Origin of the sequence: Kutzneria viridogrisea DSM 43870 (assembly GCF_000525635.1) — a bacterium.
Classification (GTDB): Bacteria; Actinomycetota; Actinomycetes; order Mycobacteriales; family Pseudonocardiaceae; genus Kutzneria; species Kutzneria viridogrisea.
Genome location: NZ_CP007155.1, coordinates 3472640 through 3488406 on the forward strand (window position 1 = coordinate 3472640; position 15767 = coordinate 3488406).

Sequence of the window (15767 nt, forward strand, 5' to 3'; positions counted from 1 at the left end):
CCGGCCCCGCGAACAGCAAGAGGCCCGCACCCCGGGAGGGGGTGCGGGCCTCGATCGCATTACCGGCTCAGATGGCGCGGACCTGCTGGGCCTGCGGGCCCTTCTGGCCCTGGCCGATCTCGAACTCCACGCGCTGCCCCTCGTCCAGGGTCTTGAAGCCGTTGCCCTGGATCTCCGAGTAGTGCACGAAGACGTCGGGACCGCCACCGTCCTGGGCGATGAACCCGAAGCCCTTTTCGCTGTTGAACCACTTAACGTTGCCCTGCGCCATACCACTAACTCCCTGTAGCCGAGCCAGGCCCTCACACCGAGAAGCCCCGGTCTCTGACGTCCATCCTGCCATTACCGGGGCCAAACGTCTCGAACAGACTTGGTTTTGCGTGTCACTGACTTTCCCCCGCCCTCGTCACATGGCCCTCGACCTGCTGAAATGCACGAACAGGCTGCGCGATGCGGCGCGCATCGGCGCGTGACCACCACCCGGGAGGGCAGGGCGAATGACCCAGGACGGTTACTTGCTGGACAACCGGCAGGTCCAGGCGGGCACCCGGTTCGAGGCACTGGCGGAGCTGTTCGACCCCGGCACGCACCGGCACCTGGAGGCCCTGGGGCTGGCCGAGGGCTGGCGCTGTTGGGAGGTCGGCGCGGGCGGACCGGTGCTGCCGCGCTGGCTGGCGGCGCGGGTCGGCCCCGGCGGGCAGGTGCTGGTCACCGATCTTGACCTGTCCTGGACCGAGGGACTGGCCGACCCCGCGGTGCGCGTGCTGCGGCACGACGTGGGCGCGGAGGAGCCGCCGGGGGAGGGCTTCGACCTGGTGCACGCCCGACTGGTGCTGGTGCACGTGCCGGACCGCGCGCGGGCGCTGCGGTCGATGGTCCGCGCGCTGCGGCCGGGCGGCTGGCTGCTGCTGGAGGACGCCGACCCTGCGTTGCAGCCGCTGATCTGCCCGGACGAGCACGGCGAGCCGCAGCGGCTGGCGAACCGGCTGCGGGCCGGGTTCCGCGAGCTGCTCAGCGGTCGCGGCGCGGACCTGTCCTACGGGCGCAAGCTGCCCAGGCTGCTGCGTGAGGCCGGGCTGGAGCAGGTCCAGGCCGACGCGTACTTCCCGATCACCTCCCCGGCCTGTGCCGTGCTGGAGGCCGCCACCGTGGAGCAGGTCCGGGTCCACCTGGTCGGCGCCGGGCTGGCCACCGATGCCGAGATCGACCGCCACCTGGCCGCGGTGCGCGGTGGGGGACTGGACCTGGCCACCTCGCCGATGATCTCCGCCTGGGGGCGCAAACCGCTGGCCGGTTCACCTAATTAGCGTCTTGAACTAAGTCGTGGACCCGTGGTTCCGTCACCACGGGCCCACCGCACCGCCGCCCGGCGAGCCCACCCGTGATGCTCCCCGGTGAGAAATGAGGCGGTGGCGATGCGGCTCGCCCGGCTGTTCACCCTGCTGTGCGCCTGTCTGCTGCTGGCGGCGACCTCTGCCGTCGGCGGCACCCAGGCTGCCCCGTTGTTCAAGGTGCTGGCCTTCTACAACGGCACCTACGACCAGGCACACATCAGCTTCGTCAAGGAAGCCAACCAGTGGTTCCCGCAGACTGCGGCCCAGTACAACTTCTCCTACGAGTCCACCAACAACTGGGATCGGCTCAACTCGATCGACCCCGCCCAGTACCAGGTGGTGCTGTTCCTGGACGACTCCCCGCACGGCGCAGCCCAGCAGGCGGGCTTCCAGCGCTACGTGAGCAACGGCGGCGGCTGGTTCGGCTTCCACGTCGCCGCCTACGCGGACAACGCCAACGACTGGCCCTGGTACCACAACCAGTTCCTGGGCAGCGGCCTGTTCCACTCCAACACCTGGGGCCCGACCACGGCCGTGCTCAGGGTCGAGGACCAGACCCATCCGGCCACCAAGCGCCTGCCCGGCACCTTCACCTCGGCGGTCAGCGAGTGGTACAGCTGGAGCAACGACCTGCGCACCAACCCGAACATCAGGATCCTGGCCTCGGTGGACCCGTCCAGCTTCCCGCTGGGCACCGACCCCAACCAGTCCTGGTACAGCGGCTACTACCCGATCCTGTGGACCAACAAGAACTACAAGATGCTGTACGCCAACTTCGGCCACAACGCCATGGACTACCCCACCGACACCACGCTCTCGCACACCTTCTCCAGCGAGGTGCAGAACCGGTTCGTCATCGACGGCCTGCTCTGGCTGGGCGGGGCGAGCGGCAACCCCACCCCGCCGACCGACCCGATCAACACCGGCTCCTGGTACGGCCTGGCCAACAAGGGCAACGGCAAGTGCGTTGACGCGCGCTCGGCGGCCTCCGCCAACGGCACGGCCATCCAGCAGTACGGCTGCAACTCCAGCAACGCCCAGCAGTTCCAGTTGCAGACCACCAGCGGCGGCTACTACCGGGTCAACACCAGGCTCAACAGCGCCCAGTCCCTGGACGTGACCGGCGTGTCCACCGCGGACAACGCGCCGATCCAGCTCTGGTCCCACACCGGTGGGGCCAACCAGCAGTGGCAGCCCGTCGCCGAGAGCGGCGGCTACTACCACCTGGTGAACCGCAACGGCGGCAAGTGTCTCGCCGTGCCCGGCGCCTCGGCGGCGGACAGCGTGCAACTGGTCCAGTTGGCCTGCGACGGGGGCGCGGCCCAGTCGTTCAAGCTCACCGCGGTGTAGGTGTTCTCGCCTCGCTGACCGGCGGCTCGCACCGTGCTGCCGGTCAGCGAGGTGGATGGCGGCACACCACTGTCCTATCGGGACACAATGGGCGGTCCGCCGGAACTACACGCCAGCCTGCTGGGCCGACTCGGTCCCGGTGCTGCCGGGATTCGCGCGCAGCCGCGGCCGACGGCCCGCACCGAAGTGCTCGAAGTGCCACCACTCGTTGGCGTAGGTGCGGTACAGCCCGAACCGGTCTCCGTTGCGCTCCAACCACTTCGCGCCCTCGCTGGGGCGGATGTCCAGGGCCGTGCCCGCCACGTGCGCCGACTCCCCGGGCGGCAGTACCCAGGCGCGGGCCGCCGCCACCGACCCGTGCCGGGTGACCGCCTGCTCGAACAGCGCCAGCTGCTCGGCGTGCGGCCGGTGGCCCGAGGTGAGTCCGATGAGGACACCGTTCTGCCACAACGCGGCGCACCGTGCCCTGGCGAACGCCGCACCCGTCGCGGGCGTCAGTCCGGTCAGGTCCTCCGCTGGGTAGCGGATCCCCAGCGCCCACTCCGATGCCCGCTCGTGCGCCCGCCTGCCCCTGGTCACCACGAGTGCCGCGGGCAGGAACAGGACCGCCAGCAACACCGTGACCAGCCGGTACACCTGATCTCGAGGTCTCGCGCTGTGCATGGCGCCAGAGTGCGGTTGGGCGAGAACTGATCACATCAGCCGAGCGGCCGGGGCACATCGGCTGAACGGCCGAGAGTGCGCCGGAACCGGTGCGGAACCGGGTCAGTCGCTCAAGTGCACGGTGACGGTGACGCGGCCTTTCTCGTCACGTCGGGTGGTCGCATGTCCCGTGCGGTCGGTTCCGTTCAGCTGCAACGAAATCGGGCCACCCTCGCCCACGAAGTTGCGCCACCATGTCTTGGCCTCGGGGAGTTGAACGCCGATCGTGACGGTGTCGGCCGCGTGCCGGTAGGCCACCGGCGTGCTGAAGGTGCGCCCCGAGCGTCGTCCCGTGTAGGTGACGATCGTGATGTGCCTGCTCACCAGTCGGCCCCACCGGGGCGAGGTGCGCAGAGCGCTCACGCAGCCGTTGACACGGCTGACCGCCCGCTGGGGAAGCGGTCCTCGATATCCCACAAGACCTCCATCGCGGCAGGATTTCCAGTGATGATCGACGGTAGCAGCCCAAGTGGAGTACCCCGTCCGTTTGACCTAAAGTGAGAGAGATGAGCGCTGAGGCACCTCACATGCGGACCAGGTCGGGAGTCGAGCCCGATGAAGCGGCGGGATTGCGCGCCGACGCGGTGCGCAACCGCAACCGCATCCTCGAGGTCGCCCGGAAGCTGTTCGCCGAACGCGGGCTCGACGTGCCGATGGCCGCTGTCGCCCGGCACGCCGGAGTGGGCGTCGCGACCCTCTACCGCCGCTTTCCCACGAGGGAGTCGCTGATCACCGAGGTGTTCGCCGACCAGTTCGCGGCATGCGTGTCGGTCGTGGACGACGCGCTGGCCGATCCGGACCCGTGGCGAGGGTTCTGCACCGTCATCGAGAGGGTGTGCGCCATGCAGGCCGTCGACCGGGGCTTCAGCGCGGCGGTCGTCGCCGCGTTCCCCGGGGCGTTCGACGTCGAACAGGAACGCGACCGCGCCCTGCGTGGTTTCGCCGAGTTGACCAGGCGCGCCAAGGAGAACGGGCGGCTGCGCGCCGACTTCGCGCAGGACGACCTCACGCTGCTGCTCATGGCCAACTGCGGAATCATCGCCGCGACCGCCGAAACGGCCCCGGCCGCGTCCCGACGACTCGTCGCGTACCTGCTCGACGGTTTGCGAGCCGTCCACGCCGTTCCGGCCAAGCCCTTGCCGCCGCCCGTCCCGCTCAGCCTGCACGAGGTCTTCGGCTCACCGAGGCCGTGAGCGGATGACCTGTGCCCGCGCCTGCGCTGTGGGGCCTCGAAGTCTCACGGGCAGGCCGTGGCCACCCCGACAAGATCACCGCGAATGGACAACAGCTTGCCCGCCCGACTCCTAGGATCGGCCGGGTGGTGATGGCCAGCGAACGCAGGGACAGTGTGGTCGATGTCGGCGAAGCGCCACCGATCGATCCGCCACTCACAGTCGCCCCGGCGCTGCGGTTGGGGCCGCCGATGCCGACCGATCGGCTGCGCGGCTGGCTGGTCACCCTGTCGGTGAGTCTGCTCGGCGCCATCGTGCGGTTCTGGAACCTCGGCTGGCCGACCGACCGGGGCACCCCGGTGTTCGACGAGAAGTACTACGTGGTGCAGGCGTGGGAGATGCTGCGCAACGGCGGCTACGAGAACAATCCCGGCTACGAGGTGGTGGTGCACCCGCCGCTGGGCAAGTACCTGATCGCGATCGGCGAGTGGCTGTTCGGCTACGACGCGATCGGCTGGCGGTTCGCCTCAGCGCTGGCTGGCACGATCTGCGTCTTCCTGGTCGTGTGGATCGGCCGTCGGCTGACCCGGTCCACCCTGCTTGGCGCGCTGGCGGGGGTGCTGCTGATCTGCGACGGGGTCAGCCACGTGCAGTCGCGCATGGGCATGCTGGACATCTTCGGCGCGCTGTTCGTGGTGGTCGCCTTCGGCTGCCTGCTGGTCGACCGGGACCAGGTGCGCGGCCGGTTGGCCACCGCGCTGCACGAGGGCTGGGTCGCCGAGTCGGTCTTCGGCCCTCGGCTCGGGTTCCGCTGGTGGCGGTTCGCCGCCGGGGTCTCGCTCGGCCTGATGTGCGCGGTGAAGTGGAACGGCCTCTACTACATCGCCGCGTTCGGCCTGCTCACGGTGATCTGGGACGCCACCTCGCGCCGGGCGGCGGGGGTCGAGCGGCCCTGGGTCGGCGCGCTGGTGCGGGACGTGCTGCCCGCGTTGTGGGCGATCGTCGGCGTCGCCGTGCTGGTCTACCTCGGATCGTGGTGGGCCTGGTTCGGCAGCGAGAGCGGGGTGGACCGGCACGCGGTCGGCAACCAGGTCCAGGCGATCAGCTGGATCCCCGACGCACTGCGCTCGTTCCTGTTCTACGAGGGCAACGTGCTGCACTTCCACGAAACGCTGATCACCGGCGCGCAGGGGATCGGCACCCACCCGTGGGAGTCCAAGCCGTGGACCTGGCCGATGGGTCTACGGCCGATGCTCTACTACATCGAGCAGACCCCCAGCCCGTACGCGGCGGGCTGCGGCTCCAGCCAGTGCGTCAGCGCGCAGATGCTGATCGGCACCCCGGCCATGTGGTGGCTGGCGTTGCCGATGATCGGCTGGTCGCTGTGGCGTGCCTTCGCCCGCCTGGACTGGCGGTACACGGCCGTGCTGGTGGCCTACCTGGCCGACCTGCTGCCCTGGTTCGTCGAGATCGACCGGCAGATGTTCTTCTTCTACACCACGCCGATGGCCCCGTTCCTGGTGCTCGGCCTGGTGTTGGCCTGCGGTGACATCCTCGGCCGCGCTCGGGCCGGCGCGGAACGCCGCGGTACCGGCTTGTTGGTGGTGGCCAGCTACGTCGGCCTGGTGGTGGCCAACTTCGTGTGGCTGTGGCCGGTGCTCAACGGGGTACCGATCAGCGCCGCCCAGTGGCAAGCCGAGCTCTGGCTCCCCAGTTGGCGCTGAGCCCTCGGTGCTGGAACCCCACAGCCCCACCGAGGTCGAGCGCGATACGGTCCTGCACCGCCGTGCTCAAGGCACAATGCCTTGTGCCCAGCCAACGAGTCAGTGTGGTCGGCGTAGTCCGGCGATGAGGAGCTCGACCAGTCGGCGTGCGTCGTAGCGGGAATCGTGTTCGGCGCCTATGCAGAGGTTCCCGACGCCGCGCATGAGCTCGTAGGCATCCAGGTCGGAGCGAATCTCGCCGGAACTGGCTGCGGCGTCGAGCAGTTGGGTGCACACGGGCACGAGGCGGTCGAGGAAGTAGGCGTGCAGCGTGTCGAAGCCGGCGTTGTCGGACTGGAGCACGGCGGCGAGTCCGTGCTTGGTGACCAGGAAGTCAACGAAGAGGTTGATCCATTGCCCGAGCGCGGCGTGCGGGGTCGCGCTGGTCTCCAGCAGGGCGGGACCGGCCTCGGCGCAGGCCTCGACCTGGTGCCGGTAGACGGCGATGATCAGATCCGCCCGAGTCGGGAAGTGGCGGTAGATCGTGCCCATCCCGACCCCGGCCTTGGCCGCGATGTCGCGCACCGGCGCCTCCACGCCTGAGGTGACGAAGACCGCGGCGGCCGCGTCGAGCAGGGTCTCCTCGTTACGCCGGGCGTCCGCCCGCTTGGACCGGGCCGCGTGCCCCGCGCCCTCGTCGCTGCCGTTCACCGCGCTCCCTCCGCTGCCGAGCTTGCTAAGCGGAACCGCGTTCCGTATTGTTACCGGAGCAAGGTTCCGCTTGCTCATGATGTCAGAGCGCGGGCCCGGCAGCCAACCCGCGCGCCGTCGCCACGCCTCACCCGCAATGGAGGAACACGGTCATGCAGTACCGCACCTTGGGCCGCACCGGTGTGCAGGTCAGCTCCCTCGCGCTCGGCGCGATGAACTTCGGCAAGCTCGGGCGCACCACCCAGGACGAGGCCACAGCTGTCGTCCACGCCGCTCTCGAGGGCGGGATCAACGTCATCGACACCGCCGACATGTACAGCGGCGGCGAGTCGGAAGTGATGGTCGGCAAAGCCATCGCCGGCCGTCGCGACGAGGTCGTGCTGGCCACGAAGGCGGGCATGCCCATGGGCGAGGAGCGCAACCACCAGGGCAGCTCGCGCCGCTGGTTGGTCACCGAGTTGGACGACAGCCTGCGCCGCCTCGGTGTCGACCACGTCGATCTCTACCAGATCCACCGGTGGGACCCGGCCACCAGCGACGAGGAGACGCTGTCGGCCCTGACCGATCTCCAGCGCGCGGGAAAGATCCGCTATTTCGGCTCCTCGACCTTCCCCGCGTACCGCCTCGTGCAAGCCCAGTGGGCCGCCCGCGAGCACCACCTGAGCCGCTACGTCACCGAACAGCCCAGCTACTCGATCCTGCAACGCGGCATCGAATCCCATGTGCTGCCCGTGACCGAGCAGTACGGGCTCGGTGTGTTGGTGTGGAGCCCGCTGGCCTCGGGCTGGTTGTCGGGCGCGATCCGCGAGGGCCGGGAGATCACCACCAGCCGCTCGACGTTCATGCCGCAACGCTTCGACACCACCATCCCCGCCAACCGGGCCAGGCTCGACGCCGTCGAGCAGTTGGCCAAGGTCGCCGCCGAGGCCGACCTGACCATGATCCAGCTCGCGCTCGGATTCGTGACCGCGCATCCCGCCGTGACCAGCGCGATCATCGGCCCCCGCACGCTGGACCACCTGCACTCGCAACTCGCCGCCGCCGACACGGTGCTCTCCGCCGACGTACTCGACGCGATCGACGCCATCGTCGCTCCCGGTGTCGACCTTGCCGCACACGAGAAGCACGACACCCCGCCCGCCCTGCTCGACCCGTCACTGCGGCGCCGCTGACCGTCCTCCAGTTCGCCGCGACCGTCGACATCGTCCCCCGGGGGACGGCTCGACTTCGGTATCGGCGCAGGCTCACGACCCAGCCACCCGATCGGCGAGGCGATCGATGCTGGCTTCGGGCACATCGTCCTCGGACTGCCAGCGCCCTAACCCGCCGAGCTCATCACCACGTCGGCCAGTCGCACAGTTACTGTGACCGCAAGCACATTGCTCTGATGTCACGGTCGCCGTGCGAGTGGTGTCCTCGAGGTGTGAGGTCGAGCTGACCGGAGGTGGTTCTGTTGGCGCGGGTGCTGGTTGTCGGCGTGGTGCGGACGTTGAGTGGTCTGCCGCGTCCTGGCGTGCGACCGCGGGTGGCGGCGGTGGTCGAAGAACGAGTTCGCCGTTGCACCGTCACCTCGATGCGGTTCCCGCGTGCCTACCGGTGGCTTCCCACTCCGATCCCAACCGCAGCCCGATGAGCGAGCGGGACGCGTTCGACCAGTTGCGGCCACTGCTGTTCACGATCGCCTACGAGATCCTGGGCAGTGCGGCCGACGCCGAAGACGTGGTGCAGGACAGCTATCTTCGCTGGCGCGACATCCACCCGGACGCGGTGACGCACCCGCGCGCCTACCTGGTGCAGATCGTCACGCGGCAGGCACTCAACCAGTTGCGGTCCGCACGCCGCCGCCGTGAGGACTACGTGGGCAACTGGCTGCCCGAACCGATCCGCACCGAGCACGACGCCAGTCACGACATCCTCCTGGCCGAGTCGGTGTCGATGGCCATGCTGCTCGTGCTGGAAACACTCGGCCCGACCGAGCGAGCCGTGTTCGTACTGTCCGAGGTGTTCGGCCACAGCCTCGTCGAGATCGCCGACATGATCGGCAAGACCGACACCAGCGTGCGCCAGATCGCGCACCGGGCCCGCCAACACGTTCAGGCCCGCCGCAAACGCTTCCAGCCCGACACCGGCGCCAGCCGGGCGGTGGTCGACCGGTTCCTGCTGGCCGCCCGCACCGGGGACGTCCACGCCCTGATGGACGTGCTCGCTCCTGACGTCGTCCAGATCTCCGACGGCGGCGGGCACGTCGCCGCCGCTCGCCGCCCGATCTTCGGCGCCGAGCAGGTCGCCAAGTACGTGGTCGGGCTCGCCCAGCGCAGCATGGCGGACATGCACGCCGAGTTCGGCAGCTTCAACGCGCTGCCCGCGGTGCTGTTCCGGTCCGGTGGTGAAGGGCGCCTCGACTCCGTCCTCATGGTCGAGCTGACCGGGGACCGCATCACCGGGCTGTACGCGGTCCGCAACCCAGACAAGCTGCGCACCGCCGAGGTGCCGCGCCCCCTCGACCGGCCCACGAAGCCCGATGTGAAAGGAGTTTCGCCATGAAGACCGTCATCGTGTGCGCCTCCGCATCCCATGGCAACACCAAGCGGATCGCCGAGGCCATGGCCCAGGTCCTGGAGGCCGCCGTTGTCGCCCCGGAGCAGATCGATGCGGCCGAGCTCGCCACCTACGACCTCGTGGGATTCGGTTCAGGGATCTTCTTGCGGAAGTTCCACCCACGACTGCGCCGGTTCGCCCAGTCGCTCCCGGAGGGGGAACGAGGCAGGGCGTTCGTGTTCGCCACCAGTGGATTGCCCGAATCGCGGATCCGGCCCTTCACACGGCCCCTGGCGCGGCTGCTCAAGCGCAAGGGCTTCGAAGTGGACGACACCTTCTCGTGTCGCGGGTTCGACACCTGGCTCCCGTTCAGGCTTGTCGGCGGTATCAACAAGGGACGGCCCAACGCCACCGATCTGGAGGCGGCGCGCACCTTCGCCGAAGGGCTACGAGCTCGGATCGGTGCCACGCCCTGACCGGTCAGCTCCCACACGCGGACACCGTGCCGCGTCGAGCAGCCAGCTGACCAGGTACTCGGCGAACGAGGGGCGGACCATGACCCAGTAGGTCGGCATTTCGTTCACCTGATACAGCAGGACATTGGCCCGGGCGAGCAGGGTCTGCGCACATCGTTCGGGCCCGAACGCACGCGGGTGCAGGTCGATCGAGCAGCCCTGTTCGAGCACGTCCCGAGCCCGCGCGCCGGACAGCTCCAGCACGACCCGGTTGGCGGACACGTCGACCACGGAGCCAGGTTCGGTGCCCAACGCCTCGCGCAGCGCCCGCACGACCACCGGCGCGTCCCCGTCCGGGCCGACCACCAGCCACTCGTCGGGCCCGAGCCACAAGGTGTGCCGGTCGCCGGACACGACCACGGTGTTCGGCACCACCGGCAGTGGGGTGCCCAGCGACTGCGCGACCCGGTTCGCCGCGGTGCCAACGGGATCCAGGCGCAGGTCGACCTGACTCGGGAACGGCAGTTCGCGCAGCCGCACGCCCTCGCGGTGCACGTCCAGCCCGTCGAGCGGGCTGCGGCGCGGCTCAACCGTCACGGCGAGTCCCCTCCGGGTCGTAGAAGATCGGCTCGGTCACGGTGGCGGTGATGACGCGATTCCCAAGCGGGGCAAGCAGTTCCCGGCCGATCAGGTCACGACCGCCCGCGACCAGCGCCAGTGCGAAGGTCCGGCCCAGGGCGGCGCTGCGGTAGCTGGAGGTCACGTGGCCCAGCATCGGCACGGGCGGGGTCAGCGGCACGCCACCGGCCACCAGTTGCGCGCCCTCGGGCAGCAGATCGTCCGGGTCCACCGGCAGCAGGCCGACCAGTTGCCTGCGGTCGGGACGGGCCGTGTCGGGACGGGAGAACGACCGCCTGCCAACGAAGTCCTTGCGCTTGGACACGATCCAGTCCATGCCGAGGTCCTGTGGGGTCACCGTGCCGTCGGTGTCCTGCCCGACGATCACGAAGCCCTTCTCCGCGCGCAGCACGTGCATCGTCTCGGTGCCGTACGGCGTGGCGCCCGTGTTGGCGACCAGTTCCCAGGTGCTCAGGCCGTGCCAGGTGGCCACGTTGATCTCGAACGCGAGCTCGCCGGAGAACGAGACGCGCGCGACCCGGGCCGGGACTCCGTTGCACAGCACGGTGTCGCGGAAGGTCATGAACCCGAACGCCGCCGCGGACAGGTCCAGGTCCGGCAGCAGCGGGGTCAACGCCGCGCGGGATCCCGGCCCCACCACGGCGATCGTCGCCCACTGCTCGGTGACCGAGGTGAACCGCACGCGCAGTTCGGGCCACTCGGTCTGCTGCCACTCCTCGAACCAGTCCAGCACGGCGGCGGCGTTGCCGGTGGTCGTGGTGGTCAGGTACCGGTCCTCAGCCAGCCGCAGCACCACGCCGTCGTCGAACACCATGCCGTCCGCGCGGCAGAGCATGCCATACCGGCACGAGCCGATCGCCAGCTTCGCGAAGGCGTTGGTGTACATGCGGTTCAGGAACTCGCCCGCGTCCGGCCCCTGCACTTCGATCTTGCCCAGGGTGGAGGCGTCCATCATGGCCACGCCGGTGCGGGCGGCTGTGCACTCGCGCAGCACCGCGGCCTGCGCGTCCTCCCCGGCGCGGGGGTAGTGGTGCGGGCGCTTCCACTGCCCAACGTCCTCGAACACCGCGCCGTGCGCCACGTGCCAGGAGTGCATCGCCGTGCGCCGGATCGGGTCGTGCAGCTCGCCCCGATCCCGGCCTGCCAGCAGTGCGAAGGAAACCGGCGTGTACGGCGGGCGATACGTGGTGGTGCCGACCTCGCCCGGGCTGCTCGCACCGAGCAGTTCGGCGATGACCCCGATCGCTGGGACCCCGCCCGTACGGCCCTGGTCCAGACCGGTGCCGACGGTCGTGTAGCGCTTGACGTGCTCCACCGACCGCAGGCCTGCCCCGGTGGCGCGCCGGATGTCGGCGACTGTCGAGTCCCTTTGCAGGTCAATGAACTGTAAGGTCTCGTCGCCCTCCACCATCCACACCGGACGGTGCGCCGAATCCGACTCGGTCGGTACTGGCGGCAGCTCCGGGGCGGTCCCGCCGCCGAACCCCGCGAGGTGTGCGGCACGCGCACCGGCCGCCGCCCCCTCGGCCAGGCAGGCGGCCAGCTCGTAGGTGGCGTTCGCGGCGCCGACGACCTCCAGGTCCTGCGGACAGGTGTCCGGCACGAAGGCGGCGATCCGCTCCTCGTAGCGGACCCTGCCCTGTGCCTGGGAGAACAGGTGCACGGCGGGGTTCCAGCCCCCGGACACCGCGAGCAGATCGCACGGGATGCTGCGGTCAGGTCCGATGTGGACGGCACTGACCCGGTGTCGTCCCTCGGTGCCGGTGACCGCTGACCCGGTGATCACCTCGACGCCGACCTGGTTCACCAGTGCCGCAGGTGGTTCCGGCCGACTGTCCACAATGGCCGATACGGTGATGCCCGCCGCGATCAGGTCCAGCGCGACCTGGTAGGCGCTGTCGTTGGTGGTGGCGAGCACGATGTTCTGTCCGGGGGCCACCGCGTACCGGTTGACGTACTCGCGGACCGCGGAGGCCAGCATCACCCCGGGGCGGTCGTTGTCGGCGAACACCAGCGGTCGTTCGTGCGCACCCGTTGCCAGCACGACACGTTTCGCCCGGACGTGCCACAACGTGTTCCGCTGCGCCAACACCACGTAGTTCTGGTCGTAGTACCCCACCGCGGTGGTCCGCGACAGCACCCGGGTCTCCGGGAACTCGGCGAGCCCGGGCCAGGACAGGTCGAACCCCTTGGTCGCCAACAGGGTGCCGCCGAGTTCGGTCCGCTCGTCGGCGAGGATCGTGCGCGCACCGGTCCGTCCGGCCGCCTGCGCAGCCGCCAGCCCGGCCGGTCCGCCGCCCACCACGAGCACGTCGCAGTGCACGTATCGCTTGTCGTGGCGGACCGAGTCGGTCGAGTCGGTCGAGTCGGTCAGCCGACCCACGCCGCTGCGTCCGGTGGCACTCAGTCCGTCGTGCAGTTCGAGTGTGGTCGCGGGTAGTAGCGAGCCGTCCACCAGCACCAGCGCGTTGGGTTCGTCCACACCTGCGGTGACGATGCCCCGTGGCCGCCCGCGGTAGCTGCTCGGCGCCACTTCGAGCACCCCGTTGGCGATCAGCGCCGAGGCGAGGGTGTCACCCCGCAAGCCGGTGTACCGCTTGCCGTCATAGGTGAACCGGACCGGTGCTGCTCGGTCCACCCGGCCCCCGTTGGGCAGCCGGTGCGCGGTCACCGCTGCACCACGATCTGGTGCGTGGCGGTGTCGCGCACGAGGTTGAACCACCGTCGGCAGCCCGCGTTGTGGCACCAGCGCTCGGCGAACTCGCCCTTCGGGTTGTCCCGCACGAACAGGTACTCGGCCCACTGGGCGTCGGACAGGGCGTCCGGGGACTGCGGGTACGCGACGTGCGCCTGGCCGCCGTAGTGGAACTCGGTCTCGTCGCGGTCGCCGCACCACGGGCACGGGATGAGCAGCATCGCCGGTGATCCTCCTTCAGTGCGCGACGGCGGCGGCGCCGTGCTCGTCGATCAGCGCGCCGGTGGTGAACCGCTCCAGGGCGAAGGGCTCGTTGAGCGGGTGCGCTCGCCCGGTGGCCAGGGTGTGCGCGTACACCCAGCCCGAGGCCGGGGTGGCCTTGAACCCGCCGGTTCCCCAGCCGCAGTTGACGAACAGGTTGGCCAGCGGGGTCGCGCCGATGATCGGCGAGGCGTCCGGGGTGACGTCCACGATGCCGCCCCAGGTGCGGATCACGTGCGCCCGCGCGAAGATCGGGAACAGTTCCAGCGCGGCGGCCATCTGGCGCTCGATGACGTGCACCGAACCCCGCTGGGCGTAGGAGTTGTACGGGTCCACCCCGGCGCCCATCACCAGTTCGCCCTTGTGTGCCTGGCTGACGTAGACGTGCACGTGGTTGGACATGACCACGCACGGGTGCACCGGTTCCAGCAGTTCGGACACCAGCGCCTGCAAGGGGTGGCTCTGTAGGGGAAGACGTAACCCGGCGAGCCCGGCCAGCACGCTGGTGTGCCCGGCGGCGGCGAGCCCGATCCGGTCCGCCATGATCGGCCCGCGCGTGGTCTGCACGCCGAGGATCTTGTCCCCGTCGCGCAGGAAGCCGGTGACCTCGCAGTCCTGGATCAGGTCGATGCCGTGCTCGTCGGCCGTGCGGGCGAAGGCCCAGGCCACGTGGTCGTGCTTGGCGATGCCCGCGCGCGGTTGCAGGGTCGCGCCCAGCACCGGGTAGCGGACCCCGGGTGAGATGTCGACGATCGGGCAGAACTCCTTGACCTGGTCGGGGTTCAGCCACTCGGCGTCCACCCCGTTGAGCTGGTTGGCGTTCACCCGGCGCACGCCCTCGCGGACGTCCTGCGGGGTGTGCGCCAGGTTGAGGACTCCCCGTTGGCTGAACAGGAAGTCGTAGTCCAGCTCCTCGGGCAGGGCCTCCCACTGCTTGAGGGCATGCTCGTAGATCGCCGCGCTCTCGTCCCACAGGTAGTTGGAGCGGATGATCGTGGTGTTGCGGGCCATGTTGCCGCCCGCGAGCCACCCGCGCTCCAGCACGGCCACGTTGGTGATGCCGTGGTTGCGGGCCAGGTAGTACGCGGTGGCCAGACCGTGCCCGCCACCGCCGACGATCACGACCTCGTAGGAGCGCCGGGGATCGGGGTTGCGCCACAGGAACTCGGGGTGCTCGGGCAGCACGGCGGACACAGCGCCCCCTCTCGGCGGAGCCAGCCAGGTTGTTGCAGATTAAGCGCCGTGTTGCGCACTGCACAACACCCAACCGGCTGAGCCCCGCGAGTCCCGCTCTCCGGCGCGCGAGTCCCGCTCAGCCGGGGCCGAGTCCCGCTCAGCCGGTGAAGCCCAGGCGGGCGCTGACCTCCGCGGCGCCCCGCACGGCGGCCGCGGCGACCTCGGCGAACCGGTCGTCCACCAGCCGGTAGGCCGGGCCGGACACGCTCAGCGCGGCGACCACCTCGCCGTCCGCGCTGCGGACCGGGGCCGCGACCGCGTTGAGCCCGACCTCCAGTTCGCCGGAGGTGTAGCCCCAGCCGGACCGCTGGATGTCCTTGAGCGCCACCCGCAACTGGGCCGGGTCGGTGATGGTGAGGTCGGTGTAGGCGGCCAGCGGCTGGGCGAGCAGGTTCTCGCGCACCTCGCGCGGCTGGTAGGCCAGCAGCACCTTGCCGCTGGAGGTGGCGTGCAACGGGGTGCGCTGCCCGATCCAGTTCTGGCTGGCCACCGCGGCGGTGCCCCGGCTCTGGCTGACGTTGATCACGAACCCGCCGTCGAGGATGGCCACGTTCACCGTCTCGCCGACGGCCGCGGCCAGCTGCTCGCACACCGGGCGGCTCTCCCGGGACAGGTCCATCTGGGCGGTTGTCGCCCCGGCGAGTCGCACGATGCCGAAGCCGAGGCGGTACTTGCCCCGGTCGGTGGTCTGTTCGACCAGGCCCCGGCCGTCCAGGACGGCGACCAGGCGGAAGGCGGTGGACTTGTGCACACCCAGTTCGGCGGCCAGCTCGGTGATGCCGAGTTCGCCGTGCTGGGCCAGCAGTTCCAGCACCGACACCGCCCGATCGACGGATTGCACGAGTGCGGCCGGACCATTGACGGCACGAGCGTCACCGCTGCTAACCATGAGCAGACTCTAGTTGAGTCGCTGCCCTCTTGACGGCGGGCGCGGCCGGTGTCCACTCTGTTGCGTGTAACACAACCTGTTG

General features: G+C 69.9%; 16 protein-coding genes and 1 pseudogene. 8 read left to right on the plus strand and 9 right to left on the minus strand.

The window, feature by feature from the left end; all coding sequences use genetic code 11:
- Window positions 1-67 precede the first annotated feature (67 nt).
- Window positions 68-271, minus strand: a complete 204-nt coding sequence (locus KALB_RS15615; protein ID WP_025356647.1) for a cold-shock protein — start codon at window positions 269-271, stop codon at window positions 68-70.
- Between the two features lie 226 nt (window positions 272-497).
- Between KALB_RS15615 and KALB_RS15620 the strand changes: the two genes are divergently transcribed.
- Both KALB_RS15620 and KALB_RS15625 read left to right on the plus strand, forming a co-directional pair.
- Window positions 498-1307 (plus strand): class I SAM-dependent methyltransferase, encoded by an 810-nt coding sequence (locus tag KALB_RS15620; RefSeq protein WP_025356648.1) that lies wholly within the window; start codon window positions 498-500, stop codon window positions 1305-1307.
- A gap of 87 nt (window positions 1308-1394) precedes the next feature.
- Window positions 1395-2684, plus strand: a complete 1290-nt coding sequence (locus KALB_RS15625) for a ThuA domain-containing protein (RefSeq protein ID WP_025356649.1) — start codon at window positions 1395-1397, stop codon at window positions 2682-2684.
- A gap of 105 nt (window positions 2685-2789) precedes the next feature.
- Here KALB_RS15625 and KALB_RS15630 read toward each other — a convergent pair whose 3' ends face one another.
- Both KALB_RS15630 and KALB_RS15635 read right to left on the minus strand, forming a co-directional pair.
- Window positions 2790-3347 carry a D-alanyl-D-alanine carboxypeptidase family protein gene (locus KALB_RS15630; RefSeq protein WP_035976775.1) on the minus strand — a complete coding sequence of 186 codons (558 nt, stop codon included), beginning with the start codon at window positions 3345-3347 and terminating at the stop codon, window positions 2790-2792.
- 102 nt (window positions 3348-3449) lie between these two features.
- The gene (locus KALB_RS15635; protein ID WP_025356651.1) at window positions 3450-3803 is read right to left on the minus strand and encodes a hypothetical protein; all 354 of its coding nucleotides are present in this window, start codon (window positions 3801-3803) and stop codon (window positions 3450-3452) included.
- Window positions 3804-3892: 89 nt separating this feature from the next.
- Here KALB_RS15635 and KALB_RS15640 point away from each other — a divergent pair, with 89 nt between their 5' ends.
- Together KALB_RS15640 and KALB_RS15645 are read left to right on the plus strand one after the other, a co-directional pair.
- Window positions 3893-4579, plus strand: a complete 687-nt coding sequence (locus KALB_RS15640; RefSeq protein WP_025356652.1) for a TetR/AcrR family transcriptional regulator — start codon at window positions 3893-3895, stop codon at window positions 4577-4579.
- A gap of 131 nt (window positions 4580-4710) precedes the next feature.
- The gene (locus KALB_RS15645; protein ID WP_052360541.1) at window positions 4711-6282 is read left to right on the plus strand and encodes a dolichyl-phosphate-mannose--protein mannosyltransferase; all 1572 of its coding nucleotides are present in this window, start codon (window positions 4711-4713) and stop codon (window positions 6280-6282) included.
- A gap of 99 nt (window positions 6283-6381) precedes the next feature.
- On the opposite strand, the gene KALB_RS15650 is transcribed toward KALB_RS15645, so the two are convergent.
- Complete coding sequence (locus tag KALB_RS15650; protein ID WP_025356654.1) at window positions 6382-6972, minus strand: TetR/AcrR family transcriptional regulator; 591 nt, start codon at window positions 6970-6972, stop codon at window positions 6382-6384.
- A gap of 152 nt (window positions 6973-7124) precedes the next feature.
- Here KALB_RS15650 and KALB_RS15655 point away from each other — a divergent pair, with 152 nt between their 5' ends.
- From KALB_RS15655 to KALB_RS15665, 4 genes and pseudogenes are all read left to right on the plus strand, one after another.
- Entirely contained in the window at window positions 7125-8144 is a 1020-nt protein-coding gene (locus tag KALB_RS15655; protein ID WP_025356655.1) for an aldo/keto reductase, read from the plus strand.
- 14 nt (window positions 8145-8158) lie between these two features.
- Window positions 8159-8237: pseudogene (locus KALB_RS50185) on the plus strand (LLM class flavin-dependent oxidoreductase); the annotation flags it as partial.
- A gap of 364 nt (window positions 8238-8601) precedes the next feature.
- Window positions 8602-9516: an RNA polymerase sigma-70 factor gene (locus tag KALB_RS15660; RefSeq protein WP_025356656.1), complete on the plus strand. Its 915-nt coding sequence runs from the start codon at window positions 8602-8604 to the stop codon at window positions 9514-9516.
- On the plus strand, window positions 9513-9986 hold the full coding sequence (locus KALB_RS15665) for a flavodoxin family protein (RefSeq protein WP_025356657.1): 474 nt from the start codon (window positions 9513-9515) through the stop codon (window positions 9984-9986). Before KALB_RS15660 ends, KALB_RS15665 begins: the two co-directional genes overlap by 4 nt.
- Here KALB_RS15665 and KALB_RS15670 read toward each other — a convergent pair.
- The 5 genes from KALB_RS15670 to KALB_RS15690 all read right to left on the minus strand — a co-directional run bounded on the left by KALB_RS15670 (window position 9957) and on the right by KALB_RS15690 (window position 15685).
- The gene (locus KALB_RS15670) at window positions 9957-10562 is read right to left on the minus strand and encodes a sarcosine oxidase subunit gamma (protein ID WP_025356658.1); all 606 of its coding nucleotides are present in this window, start codon (window positions 10560-10562) and stop codon (window positions 9957-9959) included. The two genes, KALB_RS15665 and KALB_RS15670, sit on opposite strands and share 30 nt — an antisense overlap.
- Entirely contained in the window at window positions 10552-13275 is a 2724-nt protein-coding gene (locus KALB_RS15675; RefSeq protein ID WP_030111436.1) for a 2Fe-2S iron-sulfur cluster-binding protein, read from the minus strand. Before KALB_RS15675 ends, KALB_RS15670 begins: the two co-directional genes overlap by 11 nt.
- Window positions 13272-13520, minus strand: a complete 249-nt coding sequence (locus KALB_RS15680) for a sarcosine oxidase subunit delta (RefSeq protein WP_030111435.1) — start codon at window positions 13518-13520, stop codon at window positions 13272-13274. Before KALB_RS15680 ends, KALB_RS15675 begins: the two co-directional genes overlap by 4 nt.
- Before the next feature lie 16 nt (window positions 13521-13536).
- Window positions 13537-14754 carry a sarcosine oxidase subunit beta family protein gene (locus KALB_RS15685; protein ID WP_025356660.1) on the minus strand — a complete coding sequence of 406 codons (1218 nt, stop codon included), beginning with the start codon at window positions 14752-14754 and terminating at the stop codon, window positions 13537-13539.
- A 139-nt stretch (window positions 14755-14893) separates the two neighbouring features.
- Window positions 14894-15685 carry an IclR family transcriptional regulator gene (locus KALB_RS15690; RefSeq protein ID WP_081789350.1) on the minus strand — a complete coding sequence of 264 codons (792 nt, stop codon included), beginning with the start codon at window positions 15683-15685 and terminating at the stop codon, window positions 14894-14896.
- Window positions 15686-15767: the final 82 nt, after the last annotated feature.

Coding starts and splice junctions, on each gene's coding strand:
- KALB_RS15615 (WP_025356647.1), bottom strand. CDS start 271: ATGGCGCAGGGCAACGTTAAGTGGTTCAACAGCGAAAAGGGCTTCGGG.
- KALB_RS15620 (WP_025356648.1), top strand. CDS start 498: ATGACCCAGGACGGTTACTTGCTGGACAACCGGCAGGTCCAGGCGGGC.
- KALB_RS15630 (WP_035976775.1), bottom strand. CDS start 3,347: ATGCACAGCGCGAGACCTCGAGATCAGGTGTACCGGCTGGTCACGGTG.
- KALB_RS15640 (WP_025356652.1), top strand. CDS start 3,893: ATGAGCGCTGAGGCACCTCACATGCGGACCAGGTCGGGAGTCGAGCCC.
- KALB_RS15645 (WP_052360541.1), top strand. CDS start 4,711: ATGGCCAGCGAACGCAGGGACAGTGTGGTCGATGTCGGCGAAGCGCCA.
- KALB_RS15655 (WP_025356655.1), top strand. CDS start 7,125: ATGCAGTACCGCACCTTGGGCCGCACCGGTGTGCAGGTCAGCTCCCTC.
- KALB_RS15660 (WP_025356656.1), top strand. CDS start 8,602: ATGAGCGAGCGGGACGCGTTCGACCAGTTGCGGCCACTGCTGTTCACG.
- KALB_RS15665 (WP_025356657.1), top strand. CDS start 9,513: ATGAAGACCGTCATCGTGTGCGCCTCCGCATCCCATGGCAACACCAAG.
- KALB_RS15680 (WP_030111435.1), bottom strand. CDS start 13,520: ATGCTGCTCATCCCGTGCCCGTGGTGCGGCGACCGCGACGAGACCGAG.
- KALB_RS15690 (WP_081789350.1), bottom strand. CDS start 15,685: ATGGTTAGCAGCGGTGACGCTCGTGCCGTCAATGGTCCGGCCGCACTC.